This is a genomic window from Chryseobacterium cucumeris, assembly GCF_001593385.1.
GTDB lineage: Bacteria > Bacteroidota > Bacteroidia > Flavobacteriales > Weeksellaceae > Chryseobacterium > Chryseobacterium cucumeris.
Genome location: NZ_LUVZ01000023.1, coordinates 311779 through 336553 on the forward strand (window position 1 = coordinate 311779; position 24775 = coordinate 336553).

Annotated in this window: 15 protein-coding genes; 10 read left to right on the plus strand and 5 right to left on the minus strand. The window is 36.2% G+C overall.

Features of this window, described 5'->3' with window-relative positions:
- Positions 1–31: 31 nt before the first annotated feature.
- Together A1704_RS13855 and A1704_RS13860 are read right to left on the minus strand one after the other, a co-directional pair.
- Positions 32–1024 carry a PLP-dependent cysteine synthase family protein gene (locus tag A1704_RS13855; protein ID WP_062674320.1) on the minus strand — a complete coding sequence of 331 codons (993 nt, stop codon included), beginning with the start codon at positions 1022–1024 and terminating at the stop codon, positions 32–34.
- A 167-nt stretch (positions 1025–1191) separates the two neighbouring features.
- The gene (locus A1704_RS13860) at positions 1192–2421 is read right to left on the minus strand and encodes an ABC transporter permease (protein WP_062674322.1); all 1230 of its coding nucleotides are present in this window, start codon (positions 2419–2421) and stop codon (positions 1192–1194) included.
- 4 nt (positions 2422–2425) lie between these two features.
- Here A1704_RS13860 and A1704_RS13865 point away from each other — a divergent pair, with 4 nt between their 5' ends.
- A complete protein-coding gene (locus tag A1704_RS13865; RefSeq protein ID WP_062674807.1) occupies positions 2426–3622 on the plus strand; it encodes an exo-beta-N-acetylmuramidase NamZ family protein in 1197 nt (398 codons plus the stop codon).
- Here the strand turns inward: A1704_RS13865 and A1704_RS13870 are convergent, their stop codons facing one another.
- From A1704_RS13870 to A1704_RS13880, 3 genes are read right to left on the minus strand one after another with little or no spacing between them, the layout of a single operon-like run.
- The gene (locus tag A1704_RS13870; RefSeq protein WP_062674325.1) at positions 3623–3829 is read right to left on the minus strand and encodes a hypothetical protein; all 207 of its coding nucleotides are present in this window, start codon (positions 3827–3829) and stop codon (positions 3623–3625) included.
- A 4-nt stretch (positions 3830–3833) separates the two neighbouring features.
- On the minus strand, positions 3834–4460 hold the full coding sequence (locus A1704_RS13875) for a DUF3575 domain-containing protein (RefSeq protein ID WP_062674326.1): 627 nt from the start codon (positions 4458–4460) through the stop codon (positions 3834–3836).
- A gap of 14 nt (positions 4461–4474) precedes the next feature.
- Positions 4475–5650, minus strand: coding sequence for a thioredoxin family protein (locus A1704_RS13880; RefSeq protein ID WP_062674328.1), 1176 nt, complete (start codon positions 5648–5650; stop codon positions 4475–4477).
- Between the two features lie 229 nt (positions 5651–5879).
- Here A1704_RS13880 and A1704_RS13885 point away from each other — a divergent pair, with 229 nt between their 5' ends.
- The 9 genes from A1704_RS13885 to A1704_RS13925 all read left to right on the plus strand — a co-directional run bounded on the left by A1704_RS13885 (position 5880) and on the right by A1704_RS13925 (position 24747).
- Entirely contained in the window at positions 5880–7463 is a 1584-nt protein-coding gene (locus tag A1704_RS13885) for a histidine kinase (RefSeq protein WP_062674330.1), read from the plus strand.
- Positions 7464–7592: 129 nt separating this feature from the next.
- Positions 7593–10166, plus strand: a complete 2574-nt coding sequence (locus A1704_RS13890) for a zinc-dependent metalloprotease (protein ID WP_238590619.1) — start codon at positions 7593–7595, stop codon at positions 10164–10166.
- A gap of 6 nt (positions 10167–10172) precedes the next feature.
- A complete protein-coding gene (locus tag A1704_RS13895; RefSeq protein ID WP_062674334.1) occupies positions 10173–13502 on the plus strand; it encodes a SusC/RagA family TonB-linked outer membrane protein in 3330 nt (1109 codons plus the stop codon).
- 12 nt (positions 13503–13514) lie between these two features.
- Positions 13515–14834, plus strand: a complete 1320-nt coding sequence (locus tag A1704_RS13900; RefSeq protein ID WP_062674336.1) for a RagB/SusD family nutrient uptake outer membrane protein — start codon at positions 13515–13517, stop codon at positions 14832–14834.
- A 79-nt stretch (positions 14835–14913) separates the two neighbouring features.
- Positions 14914–15675: a LytR/AlgR family response regulator transcription factor gene (locus A1704_RS13905; protein ID WP_062674338.1), complete on the plus strand. Its 762-nt coding sequence runs from the start codon at positions 14914–14916 to the stop codon at positions 15673–15675.
- 664 nt (positions 15676–16339) lie between these two features.
- The gene (locus A1704_RS13910; RefSeq protein WP_062674340.1) at positions 16340–17257 is read left to right on the plus strand and encodes a nucleotidyltransferase family protein; all 918 of its coding nucleotides are present in this window, start codon (positions 16340–16342) and stop codon (positions 17255–17257) included.
- Positions 17258–17360: 103 nt separating this feature from the next.
- Positions 17361–19289, plus strand: coding sequence for a glucosamine-6-phosphate deaminase (gene nagB / locus A1704_RS13915; protein WP_062674342.1), 1929 nt, complete (start codon positions 17361–17363; stop codon positions 19287–19289).
- A gap of 910 nt (positions 19290–20199) precedes the next feature.
- Positions 20200–23073, plus strand: coding sequence for a SusC/RagA family TonB-linked outer membrane protein (locus tag A1704_RS13920; protein WP_082798788.1), 2874 nt, complete (start codon positions 20200–20202; stop codon positions 23071–23073).
- Between the two features lie 21 nt (positions 23074–23094).
- Entirely contained in the window at positions 23095–24747 is a 1653-nt protein-coding gene (locus A1704_RS13925) for a RagB/SusD family nutrient uptake outer membrane protein (protein ID WP_062674346.1), read from the plus strand.
- The last annotated feature ends 28 nt before the right edge of the window (positions 24748–24775 follow it).

Sequence of the window (24775 nt, forward strand, 5' to 3'; positions counted from 1 at the left end):
TGCTCCGTTTTTTTATTATATACAAGTTAGCTTATTTGTTCTCTTCCAACCAGCCCATTTCCTTCATCCACTCGTCATTGTAGATTTTTCCTACATATCTTGAGCCATGGTCATGAAGTAAAACAACAATGACATCATCTTTTGTGAACTGATCTTTCATCTGAATCAAAGATGCAATAGCACTTCCGGCAGAATATCCACAGAAAATACCTTCCTCTTTCGCCAGTTTTCTGGCATAGATAGCGCCGTCTTTATCCGTTACTTTTTCAAAATGATCAATTACAGACATATCATAGTTTTCAGGAATGATATCTTCCCCGATTCCTTCTGTGATATAAGTGTAAGCGTGATCATAATGAAGCTCACCAGTTTCGTGGAATTCTTTCAGAATAGAGCCATAAGTATCCACTCCGATTACTTTGATGTCCGGATTTTTTTCTTTGAAAAATGTTCCGCACCCGGTGATTGTACCTCCTGTTCCGGCTCCTACTACAAAATGAGTCAGTTTTCCTTCTGTCTGTTCCCAGATCTCCGGAGCCGTGGATTCATAATGAGCGGCTCTGTTGGACAGGTTATCATATTGGTTGACATACCATCCGTTTTCCGTTTCTTTTGCCAGTCTTTTGGAAACTGAATAATAAGAACGTGGATCGGTAGGTTTTACGTCAGTAGGGCAAACAATTACTTCGGCTCCTACAGCACGAAGAATATCACATTTTTCTTTTGACTGTTTTGAATTGGTTACAAAGATACATTTGTACCCTTTGATGATGGCTGCCAAAGCCAGTCCCATTCCTGTATTTCCGGAAGTTCCTTCAATAATGGTTCCTCCAGGTTTTAATCTGCCGTCTTTTTCGGCATCCTCTATCATTTTAAGAGCCATTCTGTCCTTCACTGAGTTTCCGGGATTGAAGGTCTCTACTTTTGCTAATACCAATGCCGGAAAATCTTCACCTAATACTTTGTTAAGCTTTACCAGCGGTGTGTTACCTATCGTTTCAAGGATATTTTTTGCGTATTTCATAAATGTTTTATAAGCGGCACAAAGATAAGGCTTTTAAAATTATCTGCGCTGTGGATAACGTGTGGATAAGTTGTGGATAACACTGAAATCAACTGATACACAATCAATAACTTTCAATTATCAATTATCAATTATCAATTATCAATTATCAATTATCAATTATCAGGTTAGTTGTACTTAATCGCTTTCACCGGAGAAATCTTACTGATCAGGTAGCTCGGAATAATCAAGGCCAGCCCTGAGATAATAAGAATTCCTACTGAGATAGAAATAATGGCAATTGGGTTAAGATCAACCGGAACAGTACTTACGTAGTAATTTTCAGGATTAAGTTTGATGATTCCAAAGAATTTCTGGATTAAAATCAGTCCTAATCCGATAGCATTTCCGTACAAAAGCCCCGGGATCATAATAATCAGGGTATAATTGATGAAAGTAGCTCTTATCTGTGAATTGCTTGCTCCTAATGTTTTCAGAAGGCCAATAGAATTGGTTCGTTCGATAATAAGAATCAGAAGAACCATAATGATATTGATCACCACTACAATCAGCATGATGATAATGATTAAAGCAATATTGGTATCAAAAATACTGATCCAGTCAGTGATCTGCGGGAATTTTTCTGTCGCTTTTTCAGCATAGTTCTTATATCCGATCAGTTTTTCGATGTCAGGAAAATCTTTGTCGATATCATTCACATTCTTCAGGAAAATATCTATTCCGCCAATTTCATCTGGTTTCATATCCTGAATCTTTCTTGCATGATTGATTCCTCCGATAACAAATTGTTCGTCAATTAGTTTAATGTCAGTTCTGTAAATTCCGATAACTCTGAATTTACGGTAAAGCGGTTTTTGATCTGCTTTTAAAAATACAGTAACAATGCTGTCATTTACTTTAAGATGAAGATCATTGGCCACTTTCTGTGAAATCGCAACATCACTATTGAATCCTTTTTCTGTTACCTTCGGAGTTGTTCCGGCTATAAGGAATTTTTTAAATCTTAGACTGTCAAAATCCTTACCGATTCCCTTAAATATAATGCCTGCGAAATTGTGCTCATTACGCATAATTCCGGTAACCGTTACATATTTTTGGGTACTTTCCACATCGGGAAGTTCTTTTATCTTGGCAATATTGAGTCCCTGATTGTCCAGTACAGAAGTATTGTATGAAGAATTGGATCGTGTAGACCTTACGGTAATATGTCCGCTGAAATCAGCCAGCCTCTCCTTGATAGCTTTTTTAGAACCAAAACCGGTGGCTACGGTAATGAGGGAAACAATAATTCCCAATGCTACGGAAAGCCTGCCAATGAAGATGATAACCCTTGAAAGGTTATTTTTGTTATCTTTGGAAAATGCTATTTTTCTAGAGAAATATAAAGGAAATTTCAAGCTTATGAATTTAGATTTCAAAATTAAAAATTTACTTCTGATTTGCCTAATTTTTTTAGGAGTATTCAACCAATATTATTCTCAGACTCAAGTTCAATCGGATTTTAAAACCGGTGCAGACCAACCTGAAATCTACTTGCCACTGTTAAAAAATAAAACGATAGGGGTGGTGACCAATCAGACAGGTTTAATGAGTGATAAAACCCATTTGGTTGATTTTCTTGTAAAAAACGGAATTAAAATCAAGTCTATTTTCGCACCTGAACATGGCTTCAGAGGTGATGCTGATGCAGGGGCAAAAGTGAAAAACGGAGTAGATGTAAAGACCGGAATTCCCATTGTTTCACTATATGGAAATAATAAAAAGCCAAAGCCGGAGCAACTTTCAGGAATTGACATCGTTGTTTTTGATATTCAGGATGTAGGAGTAAGGTTTTACACCTATATTTCCACTTTGTCTTATCTGATGGAAGCCGGAGCTGAGAATAATGTGGAGATCATGGTTTTGGATCGTCCCAATCCACATGACGGATACACTGACGGACCTGTCCTGAGAAAAAAATGGTCAGGTTTTGTTGGACTTCACGAAGTTCCCGTAGTATATGGGCTGACAATAGGAGAGTATGGAAAAATGGTGAACGGAGAGAAATGGCTGAAGAATCAAGTTCAGGCTAAATATACGCTTGTTCCGATGAAGAATTATCATAAAAAGCAGCGTTATCTGATGCTTGATAAACCTTCTCCTAATTTACCCAATGATAAAGCAATTAATTTATATCCAAGCCTTTGCTTTTTTGAAGGTACACAAGTTTCTGTAGGAAGAGGAACAGATCTTCCTTTCCAGATTTATGGTTCTCCATGGACGGAAAATCTGCCTTATCAGTTTACGCCCAAACCAAGTTATGGTGCTAAAGACCCTTTCCTGAACGGAAAGCTGTGTTATGGTGAAAACCTTTCCGGTTATCCTAAAGATTTAAGAGAACTGAATCTTGAATGGGTAATCAAAGCCTATCAAAACTATAAAAATCCACAGCAGGATTTCTTCCTGAAAAATCTTTGGTTTGATACTTTATCCGGAACTGATGAATTGAGAAAACAGATTATCGCAGGAAAATCAATCCCGGAAATTAAGGCTTCGTGGAAAAAAGATCTGGAAAGTTTCGAAAAGATCAGAACCAGATATGTGGTGTACGAAGATTAATTAATCAAAATTTTGGGGCGGATTTTTATCATTTCTGCCCTTATTTAATATAAACAGTCCCACAGTCAGTCCAACAACTCCTGCAAAAGCTGTCATTAAGGCTCTCTGTAATTTATCAGGTAAATCATTCCCGATATAGTTCATTAAAAAAAGTATCACAAAAGTGATAACTGAAATGATAATATGATTTCTTCCGAATGGTTTCATTGTATTATTTTAATTTATAAGAAATCATGACACCTCCTCTGTATGGGATGATTTCACCACTTTTATTAAACTTTTCTGCAGAATCATAACGTTTTCCTGTAGATTTGTCATAGCCTTTATAAAATCCTTGTGATGTTCCGATTGTTCCATAAATGTCCAGATTCCAACGCTCAGATAATTGAAATTGATATCCTGCTGTAACACCCAGCATCACAGAAAATCCTTTCTGGTACAGGTTGGAGTTTTTAAGGATTTCTCCATTCCAGTTTTCAAAAGTGCTGTCATTCCAATAACTCCATTTTGTGGCATTGTAAGCAGCTACGGATACGTTAGCACCTACATACCAATGTTTGAAAGCCTCAGTAAAGTAATATCTTCCTTCTGCAGAAATAGAGTAAAACTGTAGTTTATGCCCTCCGAAAGATTTCCACGGCGAAATGAAAACATCTCCCTGAAGGGTATATTTTGGACTGATTTGTTTTTCTATTCCTAAGTTTAAAATTCCTATTGGAGCAAATAAAGCATTCCCTTTTATGTATAAACTTTTATCCTGTCCCCCTTGTTCCTGAGCGCTCAACGTAGTTGCTGACAGGAAAGCTAAAATGCCTGCTGCTAATAATTTATATTTCATCCGGTTTATAATGTTTATTTTATCTGCTTTAATAGTTCATCTGCCAGTTGAGAATCCTTATTGCCCTGAACTGCTAAATTTTTAGACATTTCAGCATAGTTTTTTGCCATCTCTTTATTTCCCGTAAGGTGATAAAGTTTGGCAAGAATATAAGTGTTTTCCGAAGTCTCGCTTCTCATAACAGATTTTTCTGCCCATTCTGTAGCTTTCTTTAATGAAGAAGGAGTTTTCACATGATCTGCAAATATCCATGCTGCTCTCAGGAGTTCATTCGGATCAAAAGCATCAGAATTTTTATAATAATCTAAAGCCGCTTTCTCATATTCAGAAAAATTACTGTTCTGTTCATAATAGCTGAGCTTCGTCTGATTTAGTTTTTTAACAGCAGCTTCTTTCCCTACCAATGGTTCGGCAGCTTTCATGAAGTAGTCATCATTGATTTTTTTATTTTTATCATCAATAGACTGTTCTACTATTTTTCCCAGTTTCAGCTGGGCATCAAATTCATTGTAAGTTTCTTCAGGAAGGAATTTAATAATCTCTGCTTTTCTGGATGCAAAAACAGGATAGTTGGTATCTTCCGATGATTTTACGAAGTAAAGAAGAAATCCGATTTCATCCTTTGTAAGCTCTTCAGTTTTCTTTTTATTCTGGAAATATCTTTCGGAAGCTTTTTTGGCAAATTCATAATCTGAGTTAGCGTTAAGCTTCATAATGTTGATCAGGAATTCCGGGTCTTTTTCACCGCCGGCAAAACGGTCTTTAAGAGAGCCTTTTTTATTTCCGGGTGAATTAATGTCCTGTGCCATTGCCACAAACAGACTTTCTTCCATATAACCGGTATTTCTGGAAACAAGTTCTCCTTCACCGTTCAGGAAAAGATAAGTAGGATAGGAACGTACTCCGAATTTTGAAGCGATATCTCTGCCTTCTCCCTTCTCCATGTCAAATCTTGCATTAATGAAGTTGGTGTTGTAGTAGTCACTTACTGCTTTCTGTGTGAATACATTTTTTTCCATCATTTTGCATGGGCCACACCAGGAAGCATAGGCATCAATAAAAACCAATTTCTTTTCCTTCTTGGCTTTTGCAATAATATCTTTGAATGGCAGCTCCTGAAACTGTATGGCTTCCTGAGCAGAGATCGCGATGGCACAAAAAATAGATAACCCGGAGATGATCTTCTTCATTTTCAAATAAGATTTGTAGGCGAAGATAATTAATTTTAAAAATATAGCATGCTGAATTGGTGGTATCAATGACGATATTAACGAACTTTAAGACTTCAGCTTATCTGGATTTTTGTTTTTTACTTTAAAATATGAAATCTAAATTTAATTCACTTTATGGTCCTGAAATCTTTGTTATATCTTTGCAAACGAATAATTTATATGTAGAGGAATCCATAATTTAGAGAATTTGATTATTAATTTTAAGCACGCCTTATCCAAAAAATCCATTTATATTACTGCTTTATCTGCCTGCCTGATCGCAGTGGCAGCATTTGCTGTTTTGAGTCTACTGATCACAGAAGACAGCCGTAAGAATACCGATGATTTTGCAAAGAAAACATTCTTCCGAAAGTATGAATCGATAGAACATGAGTTCAGGAATATTGAGGATTATCAGTATTTGCTTCGTGCTCTGATTCAGAAAGACGGACTGAAGAATTACAAGGATTATTCTTCGGTTTTAAATGATTTAAATAAAAAAAGAAATCTGCTGCCCTATAGCTGGTATTATTATGAAAACACCACTTCAGGAAAAACAGATAGTAATAATCCTTTATCCGGTATTTTCAGGAAGACAGATCGTAAAGAAAATTCTATTGTGATAAAGAATAACGGACCGGGACATTTTAAAGACCTTTTGCTTACCAAAAAGGACAGCATGTATTGGATTAGTTACGATTCTTTGATACTACCTGATAAAAACAAATTGTACTATGGCTCTACCGTAAGCCTGGATGATCTTCATCAATATTTTATTAATGTCGATAAAAGTTCCAATACCTACGCTTATGTCTTTACCAAAGAAGGAATCTGTATTACCCATCCTGAGAAGAAGTATATCGGAAAGAATATTTTTGACTTTACAGATATTAAAGCTAATGATACACTGACCAGCAAAACTGAAGCAGGATATACTAAAGGAACAGCCGTTTCAGAATATCTGGGAGTGGAGGTAACACGCTTTATAAAACCATTGAAGACTGATAATTTTGATGGATACACGGTAGTGAATCATGTGAATTTTATTATTGATGAGAACATCAGCAAGATAAAAACCTATACTGTTTATATTTTTCTGGCAGCGTTGTTTCTCATTGTAACGGTATTCATATTGTTTCAGAGAGCAACCAGTCTGGCTTATCAGGAAAAAGAAAAAATACAGTCTGAGAAGAATTTGCTTTTGATAGAGAACGAAAAGATGCACAAAGCCGAAGTGATCAATCAGCTTCAGCAGCTTAAAAATAATATCAATCCCCATTTTCTTTTCAACTCATTGAATTCCCTTTATATGCTGATCGGGATTAATAAAGAAAATGCACAGAAGTTTACCATGAATCTTTCCAGGATTTACAGGTATCTTATAGTACCTCCAAAAGATAATATTGTTCCGGTTTCGCAGGAAATTAAATTTATACAGCACTATATGGAACTTCTGAAAAGCAGGTTTGATGAAGAACTGAAGTTTGAATTGATTATTAATGCTCCTGAAAGTCTTGAAAAAAGAATTCCCTATTTATCCCTTCAGATAGTCACGGAAAATGCGACCAAACATAATATTGCAACGATGGACCAGCCTTTGGAAATTATCATTGTCGTTGATGAAAACGGGATCACGGTAAAGAATACCTTGCAGCCTAAGACGGAAACGGTACAGGGAGAGAAATTCGGAATTGAATATTTGAATCAGGTTTATGGATATTTTAAGAATAATCTTCTTCATATTTCTGTAGATAGTGAATATTTCGTATGTTTTTTGCCTTTAATGAAGTAAAATAAAAATCCATTCACTCCCGAATTAGCACCATTCACTCCCTAATATTATATATATGATTCATGATACCTATAGCTTTGCTGGCTGAAACTAAGATATTTACTATTTGGAATGAATCGGACTATTTTAATGAAGAATTACAGACTTGCACTGTATCTCGGTCTTGCTATGGCCTCACCAATGGCAATAGCACAGAAAAAAGATAAAGATACGGTAAAGGTTAACAAAGAAAAAACAGATAAGACAGAGGCCTCTTCCTCAAAGAAAACAAAAAAAATTGAAGACCTGATCAAAAAGGGAACCTATAAAAAAGGACTCTTTAATACCATTCAGGTAAAGACGGATATTTATTTTGAAATACCTGACAGTTTGATGGGGCGTCAGTTTTTGGTGGTCAACAAGCTTTCTCAGGTACCCATGCAGGTCAATGAGGCAGGTTTAAACAAAGGAATGAACTATGAGAATAAGGTCATCTCTTTTTACCGTGATCCTGTAGCTAAAAAAGTATGGGTAAAAACGGTGGTTCCTAAAGTGTCATCCCCTAAAAATGACGCCATTACAAAATCTGTGAAAGATAACTTTTCAGAATCTGTGATTGAAGTCTTTGATATTGAAGCACAAAACAACGACTCTACGGCTGTAGCCATTAAAGTGAATAAAGTTTTTGACGGAAATCAGAAAAGTTTTAATGATGTGCTGGCCAATGTAGGATTGGGTGGATCTGTGAAATCAAGTCTTTCTTACATTGAAGGTGTGAAGACTTTTCCTAAAAACCTTGTGGTGAAGTCCCAATTGTCCACTTCTGTCAATGAAGGCGGGGTAGATCTTCCGGTAACTTTAGGCGTTACAACCAATCTGGTTCTGCTTTCTAAAATACCGATGAAACCAAGAGTAGCTGATTCAAGAGTTGGATTTTTCTCCGAAAAACACTGGTCGTTTAATGACAACCAGCAAAAAATGGATGAGAAATTCTTTATTACCAAATGGAATCTTGAACCGAAGGACGAGGACAAAGAAAAATATTTAAAAGGTGAGCTGGTAGAGCCTAAGAAACCGATTGTTTATTATATCGATCCGGCAACACCGAAACAATGGCGTGAGAAAATCATTGCCGGAGTACATGACTGGCAGGCGGCGTTTGAGCAGGCAGGATTCAAAAATGCAGTGATTGCGAAAATGCCGGATGAGAAAGATGAAGATTTTGATATTGATGATGTAAGATATTCTGTAATTACTTACGCCGCGTCGCCAAAGTCAAATGCAATGGGGCCATCAGTAGTAGACCCGAGAAGTGGGGAAATTATCGAAGCAGATATCATCTGGTGGCATAATGTAATGACTTCTCTTCACGACTGGATGAGAATTCAAACCGGACCTATTGATCCTAAAGCAAGAGGAAATAAATTCAGTGATGAACATATGGGAGAAGCGATCCGTTTTGTTTCATCCCATGAGGTAGGGCACACTTTCGGACTGAAGCACAATATGGGAGCATCCTTTGCATTCCCGGTAGAGTCGCTTCGTTCCAAAGAATTTACAGACAAAATGGGTGGTACGGCACCTTCCATTATGGATTATGCCCGTTACAATTATGTAGCTCAGCCGGAAGATGGAGTTACAGCAATCACTCCGAAAATCGGTATTTACGATAAATATGCCATCGAGTGGGGGTACCGTTGGTATCCGGATGAATTCGTAGAGAAAAAAGCACTGAAAAACTTAATTGAAAAACATGCAGATGACCCGATGTACTTCTATGGAGAGCAGCAGAGCTACCTGGAAACCATTGATCCGCGTTCGCAGTCTGAAGATTTAGGTGATGATGCGATGAAAGCCAGCGAGTACGGAATCAAAAACCTGAAAGTGGTAATTAACAACCTCCTGAAATGGACGTATGAAGATGGTAAAGAATACACAGATGCCGGAAAACTTTATCTGGGAGTAATCGGGCAGTGGGATTTGTATACAGGTCATGTGATGGCGAATGTAGGAGGAATCTACCTGAACAATACTGTTTTTGGTAACAAGAAGAAAGCCTATGAAGCTGTTCCTGCAGAAATTCAGAGAAGAGCAGTTGATTATCTTGTTAAAAATGCCATCAACCTTCCGGAATGGTTATTCTTTAATCCGATTACAGAAAAAACGTATCCGGTTAAGGATTCACCAATGGGACCATTCGAGCAAACACCATATACCATGGCAAGAGGAATGCAGTATGCAAATATCTATTCTTTGTTTATGGATGACAGATTGTTGAGGTTACTTGAAAATGAGCTGAAACATCAGATGTCTGGCTCTAAAGAAGAAATCTATACGGTTGAAAATTTATTTGATCAGGTTAGAACTGCCATTTTCAGTAAAAAAGGAAGCCTTACGATGCTTGAGAAAATGACTCAGAAAAATTATGTGGATGCTTTGATTGTCTCTGTGAACAAATTATTTGAAAAAACAGCAGTGAAAGGATTGAAAGTAGATGATACTTTGAATATGCCTACCATCTGTAATTTTCATGAAGATGATCATGGTTTGAGGAATATCAATTATTCATCCATGAAAAGAGTATCTGAAGTGACAACTTACAAGAGAGCAGAACTTCAGAAAGTTCTGGATTTACTGAACAGAACAAGGTACAGAGGTGATGATGCTTCCAGAGCACATTACACAGATTTAATCATTCGTATACAAGAGGCTTTAAACAAATAAACGGCAATGAAAAAAACTCTAATACTTTTACCTCTTTTGGCTGCTAATATAGCAATGGCCCAGCAAAAGAAAACCATCACAGGGAAAATAGAAGACGGAAATACGTCTCAGGTTATCACCGGTGCATCTATAAAAATCGAGACCCAATCGGTTTCTACAAAAACGGAGTTGGAAGGAATTATCGAAAGTGTATCAGTAGGTACGGTGACAGATAAGGACGGAAAATTTATATTGGAAATCCCTGCTGATACAAAAACGGTATTGGTAAGTTATCCTGGGTATGAATCCAGAGTCATTCAACTGAATGAAGGGCAGACCAACTATACCATCAGACTGACTTCTGAGATTTCGGATAAAAATAAAATCCAGGAAGTTATTATCACAGGGTATCAGAAAATTGAAAAGCGTAAGCAGACCTCAGCGGTTTCTACCGTGAAAATGGACAACATCAGCCAGGCTGGTGTTGCCAGTGTAGACCAGATGCTGGCAGGGCAGATTGCCGGTGTGGCAGTAACTCCTGAAACGGGAGCTCCGGGAAGTCCGGCGAAGATCAGAATCAGAGGGACAGCTTCCCTTTCCGGTCCCCAGGATCCGCTATGGGTCATTGACGGTCTTCCGTTAGAAGGAAATGATGTTCCGAATTTTACGGATAAAGACAATATTGATCAGCTTCAGAACTTCTCTATCGCAGGCTTAAACCCTAACGATATTGAAGATATTACCATCCTTAAAGATGCAGCGGCAACAGCTATTTATGGAGCAAGAGCAGCCAACGGAGTTATCTCTATCACCACCAAAAAAGGAAAGAAAGGAAATCTGAAACTGAACTTCTCAGCAGACACTTTCGTTACCTCTCGTCCTGATTTTGATAAATTAAATCTTTTAAATGCTTCTGAAAAAGTAGATCTGGAACTGATGCTTGCCAAGCGCGCAGATCTTACGTACCGTGCCGATAAAGGAGAAGTAATGAGAATCCTGACTCAGAATAACCAGCTTGATGCTTTCAGAAACGGAGGGTTTGATGCTTTGAACTCATTCACACGCCAACAAATTAACGGTTTAAGAAATAACAACACAGACTGGGGTAAACTGTTGTATAGAAATGCCATCAACAAACAATACGGATTAAGTGTTTCAGGAGGAAGTGACCGCGCAGATTACTATTTCTCCCTGGGATATTATGATGAAGAAGGAACAACTATCGGTACAGGTTTTAAGCGTTATAACCTTACTTTAAAAAACAATTATAAACTAAGCGATAAGTTAAATGCAGGAATCTCTATTTTCGGAACGCAGAGCGAACGTACATCTTTTGTAACAGATGCTGATGCTTCAATCAACCCTGTGAATTATTCAAGAAATGCCAATCCTTACATGAAGCCTTTCAATGCGGATGGAAGCTACAATTATGATAGAGATATGGATGGTTTTGAAGATCGTTATATTCCTTTCAACTTCCTTGAAGAAAGAGAAAATACCAACTATTCACTGAAAAATAACTCTTTGAAAGCAATTTTAGATTTAGAATATAAAGCTTCAAAAAGTTTAAGATTTACTTCTCAGTTGGGACTTCAGTATGATGCTAATAAAACAGAGAAATTTGCAGCGGAGAATACCTATTTTACCAGAAAAATGAAAGAAAATACCCGTTACTATAAAGACGGTAAATACAATTACTTTCTGCCGGCTGGTGCGGTAAAACAAAACTGGGATAATGATTTCTTCCAGTACAACTGGAAATTACAGGCGGCATATAGCACGAAGATCAATAAGCATGAGATTGATTTGATGGCAGGAACAGAAATCCGTAAAACAGAAGATAACACAACTATCACGAGGGCTTTCGGATACGATCCTTCAACAAGAAGAGCCACAGCAATCGTTTTCCCGAATTCAAGTTTTGCAGCTGATAAAAGATATGAAACCTACCGTGAAGCAGCTCCTATAGAGAATGCCTATGCATCTATGTTTGCTACAGCTTCTTATACGTATGATCAGAAATATACATTCTTTGGAAGTGTGAGATATGACGGTACTAACCTGTTTGGAGTTAACAAAAAGTATAAATACCTTCCGATATGGGCCGTTTCAGGATCATGGCTGGTAACGAAGGAAGACTTTATGAAAAATATTTCTGCTGTATCCAACCTTAGATTGAGAGCATCTTACGGTCTTCAGGGAAATATCGACAGAAACACCTCACCATTCTTTATCGGTGAATATAATGATGCCACCATTCTTCCTGGAGGAAAAGAATCGATTATCAATGTTCTCAGCCCTCCGAACGATAAACTAAGATGGGAAAAAACAACCAATACCAACTTAGGTCTTGATTTGGGATTGTTCAATAACCGTGTAAGCCTTACTGCTGATGTCTATAGCAGAAAAGGTACGGATATGATCAGTATGAAAGAAACTCCTTTGGAAACAGGATTCGAATATACGATGATGAACTGGGGAAGCCTGACCAACAAAGGGTTTGAACTGGCGATATCTACCAGAAATATCAATCATGATAATTTCAAATGGACGACTACCATTAACTTTGCACACAACAAGAGCAGAGTATTGAGTGAGCAGCCGCGTGATAATGCATTGCTTCCATCAAGAGAAGGACTTCCGGTAAATGCTGTCTTTGCTTTGAAAACTGCAGGAATGGATGAACAGGGAAACCCATTATTCTGGAAAGGAGATCAGAAAATTTCAGCAGCAGAATTCTTTAAGTTATATGATGTGTATGCAGATTTCCTGCCAGGGCAGCTTGTTGATACCAAACTTTCAAATGCTGAGCTGAGAAGCCTGTTTACTTATGTAGGAGACAGAGATCCGAAATTTACCGGAGGGATTATCAACACCTTTAAAGTAAGTAATTTTGACCTTACCATCTCTGCAACATTCAACCTGAAGCAGACAGTAATGAGAACGCCTTCTTACCGAGGTATGGAGTTAGACAGAGGAAGAAACTACACAAGAGATATTTATGAAGCTGGAGGTTCGCTTCCGGGAATTACAAGTCCTGATATGGAAGCTAATCCGGACGGATGGATGGCCAATAAATGGTTTACAGGAAACCGTTCCAATGCCTACAGCTTACTGGATGTATGGGCAAAAGAGATCAGCTATATCAGAATCAGCAGCATCCGTTTAGGGTATACACTTCCTAAAGAATTTACAAATCCGATGGGGATCACAAGTTTGAGACTGAGTGTTGAAGGGCGTAACCTGTTTGTATTCAGCAACGGATACAAAGGATATTTCGATCCGGAAACGTATGGTAATATTTATGCACAGCCTATCACCAAGTCGGTGACCGTAGGATTTAATGTTTCTTTTTAAAACTTGAGAAAAATGAGAAAAATTACAGCAATCATAGCTCTTGCAGCAATCAGCTTTATCAATATCGGATGTGACAGGTTTCTGGATATTCAGCCTGAGGGAAAAGTTATTCCTACCACAGTTGAAGATTACAGAAAAGTACTTACATCTGCCTATTCAAAATATCCTGTTCATAAATCTCTGGTAGCCCTTCGTACCGATGAGGTGAATATTGATGATAATTCAACGGATTTTATTTCCTATCGTGAAATTGCGATGTGGAAAGACGCTAATAATGATCAGGCATCTACAGAATTTCCATGGGTAAGCTTTTATTCCGTGAACTTTTATCTGAATCAGATTATCAATGAAGGAAGTAAAACCATGCAGGATTCTCCTGAAAAGAATCAGATTTTAGCAGAGGCGTATGCTCTTCGTGCTTACCTGTATTTTGATATGGTGAATTTATATGGAAAACCGTACAATAGTGCTACAGCTTCTACCGACAGAGGCGTTCCGATCAGTCTTGAAATCGATCTTGAGCAGGTATTAAAACCATCTTCAGTACAGGAGGTGTACAATCAGGTTCATGCAGATCTTAAAAAAGCAGAAGATCTGATGGTAGAACAGAAACAAGCAACAGGATTGAACTACAGATTTTCAAAAGTTGCATTGCTGGCTTTTGAAGCAAGGGCAGCCCTATATGAAAGAGACTGGAATAAGGCTTTAAACTATGCAGATCAGGTATTGGCAGTAAAAGGAGATCTGAGCAATTTAAATACGGTAAACACACCACCTAACCATTATGCTTCCCCGGAATCGATCATGGCTTTGGATAATACATGGGATAATTCTATAAAAAACTTGTCTTTTGCATCTCCGGAATTGATTTCTTCATACAATACTACGGCAGATAAAAGGTTTGGCATGTATTTTGAAAAAAATGGTAGTAAGTATAAAGTCACCAAAGGAGGAAGTTTAGAATTCAAAGTGTCTTTCAGAACAGCAGAGCAGTATTTTATAAAATCTGAAGCATTGTTAAAATTGAACAAGCTTGCAGAGGCTAAAGAAACACTTCTGAAAGTAATGAAAAACAGATATACTCCGGATGGATATAATTCAGTACAAAATGCGGTGAACTCAATGGATTCTACAGCATTTATGAACTTTATCCTGGATGAGAGATTCAGAGAATTTGCTCTGGAAGGCCAAAGATGGTTCGACTTAAGAAGAGCAAATCAGAAAAAAATAAGCCACACCATTAGTGGTAACGAGTATATTCTTCAGCAGAATGATCCGCGATATACCATTGAATATCCAATGAGTGCGAAGAAGAATAACCCTAATTTATAGAACTTCATATCAAATTCAATACAGAGGAAACCGCTTGAACTTAATTGTTTCAGCGGTTTTTTTGTACTTTTGCATCGTTATGAAAATTGCCATTATAGAAGATGAACTGCTGGCTGTGAATTATCTGAAAAATCTTTTGGATACACAGAGCATAGTCCCTGTTACAGAGACGGTTATTCTTCGTTCCAAAAAACAGGCAATTGAGTTCTTTGAGAAAGATTCGGCTGATCTTATTTTTATGGATATTCATCTTGGAGATGGAATGAGCCTTGAAATTTTTGAACAGATAGAGCTTTTTAGCCCAATTATTTTCATTACCGCATTTGACGAATATGCCATGAGGGTTTTCAGGCATTTCACCATTGATTACCTTCTGAAGCCTTTCGAGGAAGAAGATTTGCATAAAGCTTTACAGAAATTTATTTCTATAAGAAATAATTTTGATCCTGAACCGGTTCTTAAATCTATTTCATCACTGCGACAGGCAGAAGATGAGGTAATGAAACGCTTCATGGTAAGAGAAGGAAATAAACTCAAATCAATAGACGAGCATAACACTGCCTACTTTTTTGCCTCCGGGAAGTACCTTTTCCTGACTACTAAAGACCATCAGACCTATATTTATGATGATACCATTAAAGATATTATTCAGAAGCTGAACCCTGAAATTTTCTTTAAGATCAACAGGAAATTTATCATTAATAAAGATGCGGTTTCCGAAATTATCAAGCATTCCAGCCAGAAAGTAGAGCTTAGACTTTCACCGGAACCGGAAGTGAATACTGAAATTTTTATCAGTAAAATGCAAATCGCTGAATGTTTAAGCTGGTTGAATAAGTAATTTTATTTTTCAGTTACAGAAATAATCTATCATTTTATTAAAGATTTTATCTTGAAGCCAAAAATTCCTCGAAAGATTCTTTTTTCATCATTTAATCTTTTTCTGAGCAATCATTTTCAAATGTGAAAATTATTAACCAAAATAATAAAAAAAATCTACTACACCGATACTACATGATTTGTTTTTGTTTTCAATATGTTGTTATTCAGTAATTTGTATAACATGTGTCAATTGAATATAATACACTTATTAATGAATTAATAATGATTTTGTAGTAAAATTTTTATTTGCAGCTTTCGCTCTTGTTTTTAAAATTTCACCCACTGTGAACAACCCATAACTTTAAATTAAACCTTATCACATCTTATTATTTTACAAAATTCTGTGATTTTCTGGTCATAAAGAATTGGAACAAATTCATTATTATCATCATAATTATTTATTTTTTTATAATATTAAGTGATTGTAAATCAATTGTATATTGTTGTAGTGTATCTTTGTAGTACCTGTTCTTTTTGTTTTTTATTGAAAATATATAAGTTTTGTATAAGGTTTCATTTTATGAATTTGTAGTAATTTTTGTATGAAACTTAAAGTTTGCTTAGAAAATCCCCGAATGTAGATTATAATTTTCAAGATACTTATCCAAAATTTATTAAAGAAAATGAATACAAATCACCACCATCCTACACTCATCATTTTAGCAGCCGGAATGGGCAGCAGATATGGAGGTCTTAAACAGTTAGATATATTTACTCCACAGGGAGATACCATTATAGATTTTTCTTTATATGATGCATTGCAGGCTGGTTTTAAGAAGTTTGTTTTCATTATTCGTGAAAGTTTTGAAAATGAGTTTAAGTCATTAATAGAAAAAAAAATAAAAGGAAAAGCCGAAATAGAGTACGTGTATCAGGAGATTGATCGTGTCCCTCAGGAATATCTAAATGCAGAACGTACCAAACCCTGGGGAACAGGACATGCCTTACTGCTTACCAAAGATGTGGTACACGAAAACTTCGCCATTATTAATGCTGATGATTTTTATGGGAGAGATGCCTTTATGGTGATGTATGATTTTCTAAAAAAAACAGATATCAACTCTTATCATTTTAGTATGATAGGCTATTTACTGAAGAATACGGTTTCAGACCATGGCTATGTTTCCCGGGGTGTATGTGAGGTAGATTGTAATGGAAACTTATTAAATGTAACAGAAAGAACATATATAGAGAAAAGCGAAAACGGGCTAAGGTACAAAGAAGAAGATGAGAGTTTTACAACAATTGAAGAGGAGGTAACAGTATCTATGAATTTTTGGGGTTTCACACCCAGGTGTTTTGAATTTGGTAATGATTCTTTTAAGCGTTTTTTAGAGAAAAACAAAGGGAATTTGAAAGCAGAATACTATTTACCCACTTTGGTTGCCGACAGTATAGCATCCGGAAAAGTTAACGTAAAATTACTGAAATCTAATGACAGGTGGTTTGGAGTTACCTACCCTGAAGATAAAGAAATTGTACAAAAAAGGATTTCAGAACTAAGAATGAAGAAGCTGTATCCTGAGAATTTATGGGAATAAGCTGGCATTACAATTTTAATGTAAGCATTCAACAGCAGATTCTTACAGGTTTCAACAATTAGGTATAAATTTAATTTTAGCACTTCCCAAAAACCAAATTAATATGTTAAAAAGCACAATAGATTCCTCTACAGGATTCGAGAAAAGATTTGAAAAGATAGAAACAGTTATTTTCACGGATTCGCTTTCAGCTTCAAAATCTGTAGCAAAAGAAATTTCTGATCTTATACGCGTCAAGCAGTCCCAGAAACAACCTTGTATTTTAGGGCTGGCTACAGGGTCTTCTCCCAAGAGCTTATACGCAGAATTGGTACGAATGCACAGAGAAGAAGGTCTGAGCTTCAAAAACGTAATTACTTTCAACCTTGACGAATATTATCCTATGGAACCAGATTCCGTACATAGTTATGTTCGTTTTATGAAAGAGTTATTGTTTGATAAAGTAGATATTCTCTCTGAAAATTATCACATTCCTGACGGAACATTATCCAAAGAAGAAATAGCAGATTATTGTACAGAATACGAACTTAAAATAGAAGCCTTAGGCGGGATAGATTTGCAGGTTCTGGGTATTGGTGGTAATGGTCATATCGGATTTAATGAATCGGGTTCCCTGCAAAATTCCAAAACCCGTCTTGTAGCTTTAGATCATATCACAAGAGTAGCAGCAAGCAATGAGTTTTTAGGACTGTCGAATACTCCCAGAACAGCTATTACATTGGGAGTGAAGAAAATAATGGAAGCGAAAAGAGTAATACTCCTGGCGTGGGGTGAATCTAAATCAAATATTATAAAAGAGTCTGTAGAAGGCCCTGTTACCAATCTAGTACCAGCCTCTTATCTGCAGGAACACAAAAATGCCACTTTTGTGTTAGATCAGGCAGCTGCTCATAAGCTTACCCGAATTAATACTCCATGGCTGGTAGAAAAAATAGAATGGACTGATGCATTAATCCGAAAAGCAGTTTTGGGGTTAGCCCAAAAAATAAAAAAACCAATATTGATGCTTACCGATTCGGATTATATAGAAAACGGAATGAGCGATCTGTTGGCAGATAAAGGGCCAGCCTACAATATCAATATTCAAATTTTCAATAAATTACAACACACCATAACGGGATGGCCGGGAGGTAAACCAGGAGCAGATGATAGTAATAGACCAGAAAGGAAAACTCCGGCCAAGAAAAGAGTTCTTATATTCAGTCCGCATCCGGATGATGATATTATTAGTATGGGCGGAACTTTCATAAGGCTACACCAGCAGGGGCATGAGGTTCACGTTGCTTATCAAACTTCCGGAAATATAGCCGTAGCAGATTCTGAAGCATTGCGGTTTGCCAATTTTGTTTGTGACTACAACGAAATGTTTGGTATAGAAAATAATGCGGCACAAAAGATTTTTGACAAAGCAACCAAATTTTTACAAAATAAAAAAAATAGTGATATAGACATTCCTGAGGTAAGGCATATCAAGGGCTTAATAAGGAAAGGAGAAGCAAAATCCACTTGCTATTATGTGGGAATACCAGACAGTCAGATTCATTTTTTAGAAATGCCTTTCTATGAGACAGGCAGAATAGAAAAAAAACCATTAAGTACAGAAGATACAAAAATTGTAACAGATATAATAGACAAAGTAAAACCACATCAGATATACGCAGCTGGTGACTTAGCAGATCCTCATGGAACACACAAAGTATGTTTAGATGCTGTTTTTGAATCTGTTAAGAATTTAAAATCGAAGGAATACATGAAAGATTGTTGGCTATGGCTATACAGAGGAGCATGGAAAGAATGGTCTATAGAAGAAATAGAAATGGCAGTTCCCCTAAGCCCGGACCAGATTTTGGAGAAACGCTATGGAATTTTCAAGCATCAATCTCAAAAAGATGGAGTCGTATTCCAGGGAACGGATATGAGAGAATTCTGGCAAAGAGCAGAAGAAAGAAACAGAGAAACAGCTGAAACCTATCATAAAATGGGGCTTGCTACTTATGCTGCCATGGAAGCTTTTGTAAGGTGGAGATTCTAAAAAATTAAAATTCAATAAACAGGGTAAACAAAAAATACAAGCTCTGGTAAAGGCCGTAAATGATGTAGAACAAATTTTAAAGGTTAATTAAAGGGCATTATGCCTATATTTTAAGAATATATTGCAGAAATTTTAAAGATTTTGCAAAGTATTTGGGTAGTTGTACTCGAAATTCTTTGCACTTTATTCCATGCTTTGATAAGAAGTAATTCTTCACTAATGCAAAATCTTATCAATCTAATTTAGGTACACCTTATTGTACATCTTTTTGAATTAATTAATAATGGTTTGGGAAACCTTTCTAAACTTATTCACAATTCTTTTTCTTTCAATGCAAAAAAGTTGTAAAGCCAAAGATGTTGAAGGTATCTTTCAATGTTTTTTGGCTTATTATTCATTATTAAAAAAAACACAAAACAGAAGCGGGTAAAACATACTTTTTGCGTGAAAAATGTTGCTATGGAACGGTAAAAAGGTTACCTGAAACATTTTGAAAATGAACTCTAAACTTGCTTACTGAAGATTTTTTTAACCTTTAAAAAACTAACCTTAATATTTAATTGTTGATCCATTGGAATAAAGTTAAAGCGCTGATATATTAAATGTTATCGGTGTTTTTATGTTGTTCTTATTAAAAGTAAGAATGAAGTCTGTCAACCATCATCAATTTACAGGAGGCTTTTTAATAAGGCATATTCTAATCTTTTTCAAACTGGTGGTAAAGGGATAAAAACTGGTGGTTACCAGTATGCAGGTGTGAAGTAAAAATATACATTTGATTAACAAACAGTTAATGTTTTAGTAATAGCCAGTTCCCTCTCAGGCAAAGGAAAAAATAAGAAAAAGAGATTAGTAAGAAAGCAACTACTCTAAGGTAAAATAATATCCAATAAATAAAATTAATAAAAGCATGAAGAAAAAAAAGATTATTTTGAGTGCAGTTCTAATGTCCTCTATACCATTTGTGTATGCACAGGAAACTAAAAACAAACCTTCGGACACCCTCATGAAGAAAGTAAAAAATGTGGAAGAAATTGTTTTAGTAGGATACGGAAAACAGAAAAAAGGAACTGTTTCCGGATCTATAGCTTCTGTTGACAAAAGGATACTACAGGATCGCCCAACAACAAGTTTAACAGCCAGTATACAAGGTGCTTTACCCGGAGTTACAATTAAATCTTCTTTAGGAGATGTAGGTTCTGTTCCAAACTTAAATGTAAGGGGAAGGAGTGTTGCTGGTAATTCCCCACTTTATATAATAGATGGAATTCTCTCAAGTGCTGCAGACTTTTCCAGGCTAAGTCCCGCAGATGTAGAAAATATAAGCATATTAAAAGATGCTTCAGCAGCTATCTATGGTACAAGAGCTGGCTACGGGGTAGTTCTTGTCGAGACCAAAAAAGGGGGTGGAGGTAAGATGAATATAAGTTATAATATGTATAATGCCTATCAGACTCCCACTTATTTACCTAAATATGCAGATGCTGTTGGATATATGAAACTAAAAAATGAAGCCTATTACAATGCTAATAATAATGTTGGTCATTTTTCTCAGTATAAGCAAGAGCAAATAGATCTTACTGCTGCAGGTACAGATCCAGACAGATACCCTAACACAGATTGGTATAAAGAAACTTACAGAAAAATGGCCAATGTGCTTAATAATGAGATTAATGTATCGGGTGGAGATAAAACTCGTTATTTTGCAAGTTTAGGATATTTGAAACAAGAGTCTCTATCTCCTACAAAAGGAATGGATAGATATTCTTTCAGAACAAACACCTCGTCTAAATTAAGTGATAAGCTTACAGTAAACTCTAATATATCATTTATCAAGCAAATGATCAATGATAAGGGAGATGATATTAATACTACAGAATTGGCAAGAATAACTCCTACTATGGCAGTAAGACAGTCCAATGGATGGTGGGGATCTATCAATGCTGGTAAAGTCGATAATACATTTGCAAATACCAACCCCGTGAGAAATAACATAGAAGGCGGAGATTCTAAGTCAAATGATCAAAAATTTATGGGGGCATTATCTGCAAACTATGTTCCTCTAAAGGGATTAAATATAGATGCCCAAGTCAGTTACTCAAACTGGAACTATCGTTTAGGGGAATTTACAAATACACTAAACCCTGTATACAATTTTTTAACTCAAGCTCCTATTAGTGCAACTGCGAGAGCAGTTAATAACTATAAAGAAAAATGGGAATCTGATGAATTACTCAATACTCAGGTCCTGGTAAGTTATGAAAAAAATATATCATCACATTATTTTAAAGTGTTGGGAGGGGCTTCTTATGAGGATTATACCTATAGAAAAGTAGAAGGTAAAAAATCCAATATACCAAAAGATGGATTACATTCTTTAAGTGCTCTTAGTACCCTTGATGGAACGTTAGATGAATTGAAATCTAATACTCAGCAATATGCTTTCCAGTCTGCTTTCGCCCGTATCAATTATAATTATCAGGAAAAATATTTTTTAGAGGGTATTATGAGGGCAGATGCATCTTCACGTTTTGCTAAAGAAAACAGATGGGGATATTTTCCGGCAGTTATGGCTTCCTGGAGGTTAGATAAAGAAAATTTTATTAAAAACCTGAATTTTATTAATATCCTGAAATTGAGAGGTTCTTATGGCAGCGCCGGATCTATCAATACTATTGGCTATTATGACAGCCAGACCTATATGAACAATGGTTCTTCAGTTCTGGGAAATGCTATAGTAGGGATAGTGGTACCAGGTAGACTTGGTTTTTCTGATATAGGTTGGGAAAAAATTGTTACCAAAAATATAGGTCTGGATGGATCTTTATTCAGCAATACTTTCACTTTCTCAGTAGATTTTTATAACCGTCTTACAAAAGGCGCATTAATGAGCAATCAGTTACAATATGAGACAGGTGTAGCAGGAAACGAAGCGCCTCCAATTAATGCGGGTGACGTCCAGAATAAAGGGATAGAAGTTACTTTGGGTTACAATAAAAATTTTGAAAATGGGGACTTTTACATCAATGCTAATTTTGCTAAAAATCAGAATAATATTCTCTCACTTGTCAATAGCAAACCTCTATACAATGATTATTGGATAACACAAGTAGGAGGCTCAATTGGTGATTTCTACGGATATAAAACTGCAGGTCTCTTAACCCAGGAAGATATTAATAATAATTATCCCAGATTATACAGTTCCTCTCAGCCTGGCGATATCAAGTATGTAGATATCAATGGAGATGGAGTTGTTAATGAAAATGATAGAACGGTAATAGGAAATGATGTTCCCAGTTTCACGTATGGTTTAAGTATAGGAGGCAGATATAAAAATTTTGATCTCAGCGTAGTAGGGCAAGGGGTAGCGAATGTTCAGGTATATCTGGATAAAGAATCCTCTCAGGCATTTTTCAATGGTGCAGGGGTAAAGCAATATGTTTTAGATAACAGATGGACTCCTGAAAATCCAAATCCTAATGCTTTGTACCATAGAGTATTGCCGGCTGGGGGTGGAACTCAGAATATAGGTGTCACTTCAGATTTTTGGCTTTTTGATGCAAGTTACTTCAGAATCAAGTCTGTTACTTTAGGATATTCCCTTCCTCAGGAAGTAGTTAGCCGCATAGGATTGAAAAAATTCAGAATATATGCAAACTTAGAAAATTACTTTACGCTGAGAGGAGACAAAAGGGTGAAAGATTTTGATCCTGAAATGGCTAGTGCTCGTGCCACATATCCGAATTTAAAAACCGTATCGTTTGGTATAAATGCAACCTTTTAACTTAAAATGAAATATCTAAAAATGAAAAAAATAAAAATTATACTGCTATCAATTACTCTGACTATAGTTACTGGTTCTTGTAATTTGGATAGGTTTCCGGAAGACAAAATATCACAAGAAACCTTTTGGAAAACTGAAAAAGATGCTACCATGGCACTCAACGGTATTTATGCATACATGTCTTCCGCGGCTTATAGCAGTTTGTATAACGATAGTTATACCGATAACTCATATGCTCAATATCCTTGGGAAACAACTGCAGTAGATGCTTCTGCAGGAGACATACTCCCTTCTACAGATTTCGGGTATGATTTTACAACAATCAGAAGAGTAAATACCTTTTTAGAAAATATTGATAAAATCCCAATGGACAAAGATCTTGCTAAAAGATATATTGCAGAAGCAAGATTTATAAAAGCTTTTAATTATTTTGATTTATCTCAGCGCTTCGGAGCACTTCCATTAGTGCAGAAATCAGGCGAATTAGATGGCGCCTCTCTTACACCTGTTTCTGAAGCTGAAATTGATGATTTTGTAACCAGTGAATTAAATGCTATTGAAAATGATTTACCAGCTATCTATACCTCCGGTCAAGATAAGGGTAGAATAACAAAAGGAGCCGTATTAGCATTTAAGGCAAGGGTCTATTTATACACAGGAAAATATAAAGAAGCCTACGAAGCTGCTCAACTGGTAATGAATTCCGGAATTTACGGGCTTTTCAATACAGCTTCAGTAGACACAAGTACAGACTATGATAGCTTTGTTACTTTTACTTCTACTACGGATAAAGATAATTTTTACAAAGGTTTAAGTAATTATCAGGCATTATTCTGGGCTAAAAATGAAGGCAGTATAGAATCAATTTTAGAAGCTCAATATGTACCAGATTCAAAAGGAACATATAGCAACTACATGACCCTTCTTCTACTGCCCAATGAAGAGAGTGGATGGAGCTCTATCACCCCAACAATTGATTTAGTGAATGCATATTGGAAAAAAGATGGAACAGCATTTACACCTCCTTCTAATGATACAAGAGCATTAAACTATAACAATGGAAATCCAAATGGCTCCTACCTGGACGAATTCAAAAACAGAGACACCCGTTTATATGCAAGTATTATGCACCCAAATGGTCCTTGGTCCTATCTAAAAGGCTTTGGAACGAACCATCTGTTCACATGGGGTAAAGGAGGAAACAATACATCAAAAATTGGCTATAACTATAAAAAAATGGCAGACTATAACTCATTAGATGAAAACTTGAATGCAAGTAATAATTTTATGCTGATTCGCTATGCAGAGGTATTGCTTACTTATGCTGAAGCAAAAAATGAATTTTATGGGCCAGATGCCTCCATTTATGATGCATTAGATAAAATCAGAAGTAGAGTAGGCATGACAGGAGTTAGCAGAACTCAGACAAAGGAGACCTTGAGGAATATTATTAGAAATGAAAGAAGAATAGAGCTCGCTAATGAAGGACATAGATTCTATGATATCAGGAGATGGAAAATTGCTCCCAATGTAATGAAAACAGTCTATGATATCACAAATACACAGGTTGCAACAAGAGTCTGGAATGATAAATTTTACAGATTCCCTTATCCTCAGACTGCAGTGGATTTAAATCCAAAATTAAAAGAAGCCCAGGCAGCAAAAGGGTACTGATTTTTGAAAGTTTTAATATTACAAAAGA